At 43.5% G+C, this 1,731-nt stretch carries 2 protein-coding genes; both read left to right on the top strand.

Translation table 11 applies throughout. From position 1 onward, the window contains the following. Positions 1 to 153 precede the first annotated feature (153 nt). On the top strand, positions 154 to 522 hold the full coding sequence (locus IQ224_RS23320) for a hypothetical protein (protein WP_002743680.1): 369 nt from the start codon (positions 154 to 156) through the stop codon (positions 520 to 522). Further along, positions 519 to 1,532 (top strand): folate-binding protein YgfZ, encoded by a 1,014-nt coding sequence (locus tag IQ224_RS23315; RefSeq protein WP_194033548.1) that lies wholly within the window; start codon positions 519 to 521, stop codon positions 1,530 to 1,532. Before IQ224_RS23320 ends, IQ224_RS23315 begins: the two co-directional genes overlap by 4 nt. Positions 1,533 to 1,731: the final 199 nt, after the last annotated feature.

The following is a 1,731-nucleotide window of genomic DNA, read 5'->3' as shown; positions in this document are numbered from 1 at the left end:
CCCCAAAAGCTTGGATTGAGCGATAAAACCGAAAGTAACGCCCGATTTTAGTAGAGAGTTTCCCTTGAAAAATCCCAACTTCGTAGATTGACAAAAATGAGATGCACCCCGTTATCACTTAATCCTCAAATCTGATAACTGATAACTGATAAGATGAATCCAAAATTTAAAGATATTACTGCTTGGGAACAGGCACAATTATTAATGCAACCGGCATTTATTCGGGTGCTGGATAATCTGCGCAAACAGTTAGAAAATTCCCTCTGGAAAGGAACTTATACAGAAATTCAAGATCCCTATCCCAGTTATCTGCTCTGTTTGACTTATCTCGATCGCTCCGTTACTGTAAATATTTGGGAACTTTGTTTTCAAGTCTGTTTTCTCGATTATCCCACCGATGAGGGAGAGAGCGTCACCATCGATACCAGTCTCCTCGACCCCACCGGTGAACTAGATTGGCAGAGTTTGGAAACAAAAACCGAGCGTATTATTAAGCAATTATTCGCTAATTTACCCCAATGAAAGCAGATTTAGACACGATCAAGGCAGAGTATGCCGCTAATTTTCTCAAAGATTACCACAATGATCCCCAAAGTTTAGCATCACCAACAATTTTAATCGATCGCTCCCATTGGGGTTTATTAGAATTAAAAGGCCAGGATCGACTGCGTTTTCTCCACAATCAAACCAGTAACGCTATCGATCGCCTGAAACCGGGTCAGGGTTGTGAGACAATTTTCCTTAACTCTACCGGTCGTACCCTCGATTTTGTCACAGTTTACGCTGGCGATGACTCCCTCCTCATCCTCGTTTCTCCCCAACGTCGTCAATTTTTACTGGAATTGATCGATCGCTATATTTTCCCCTTCGATAAGGTGGAAATTAGCGACTTAACCGATAATTTTAGCATTTTCACCCTAATCGGTACTGAAAGCGGGCAATACCTGCAAAAAATCGCCGTTCCAGAGCAGATTTTAACGGGGGTGCAGCATAGTCATTATCTCCTTTCTGACCCCCCCCTGAGAGTAGCCGTCGGCACCGGCTTAGATCTACCCGGATATACTTTAATCGTTGCCGCCAGCGAAGCCGGTCCCCTCTGGGAAAATTTAATTAAAAATGGCGTTACTCCCGCCGATGAACAGGTGTGGGAATACCTAAGAATCCATCAGGGCCGACCGGCAGTCGATCGAGAATTAACCGAAGATTATAACCCTTTAGAGGCCGGTTTATGGCGAGCGATTGTATTTGATAAGGGCTGTTATATTGGTCAAGAAACTATCGCCCGTCTTAACACCTATAAAGGCGTAAAACAAAGACTTTGGGGCATAAAACTCAGCCAACCCGTCCCCAGCAATACCCCGATTATTTTAGAAGCCCAAAAAGTCGGTTTACTCACCAGTGTGCTGGAGGATTTTGGCTTGGGTTATGTGAAAACAAAAGCGGGAGGAGAAGGTTTAAAAGTGCAAATCGGCGAGGCAACAGGAGAATTAATCTCTTTACCCTTCCTCTCTCACGAATACCCCTTTCAGTGAACAGTAATCAGTAATCAGTGATCAGTAATCAGTAATCAGTAATCAGTAATCAGTGAAAAGACAGTGGGAAACGGGTGCATCTCACATTTGTAGAAATACCGACAATCAGCAATTATCAGTGACTCTTAAATTAGTACAAAAATATGAACAATCGCGTGTAAGCATCCCACCGAAAAACTAATGCGCGGGGGGTTTGGGG

The organism is Microcystis sp. LEGE 00066 (assembly GCF_015207925.1).
In the GTDB taxonomy this organism is placed as follows: Bacteria; Cyanobacteriota; Cyanobacteriia; order Cyanobacteriales; family Microcystaceae; genus Microcystis; species Microcystis ichthyoblabe_A.
Note: the sequence above shows the minus strand (reverse complement) of the source record. Positions and strands in the feature narration are given on the sequence as shown.

Bases quoted from the DNA above. Each gene is read 5' to 3' on its own strand.
- IQ224_RS23320 (WP_002743680.1), top strand. From the start codon at position 154: ATGAATCCAAAATTTAAAGATATTACTGCTTGGGAACAGGCACAATTA.
- IQ224_RS23315 (WP_194033548.1), top strand. From the start codon at position 519: ATGAAAGCAGATTTAGACACGATCAAGGCAGAGTATGCCGCTAATTTT.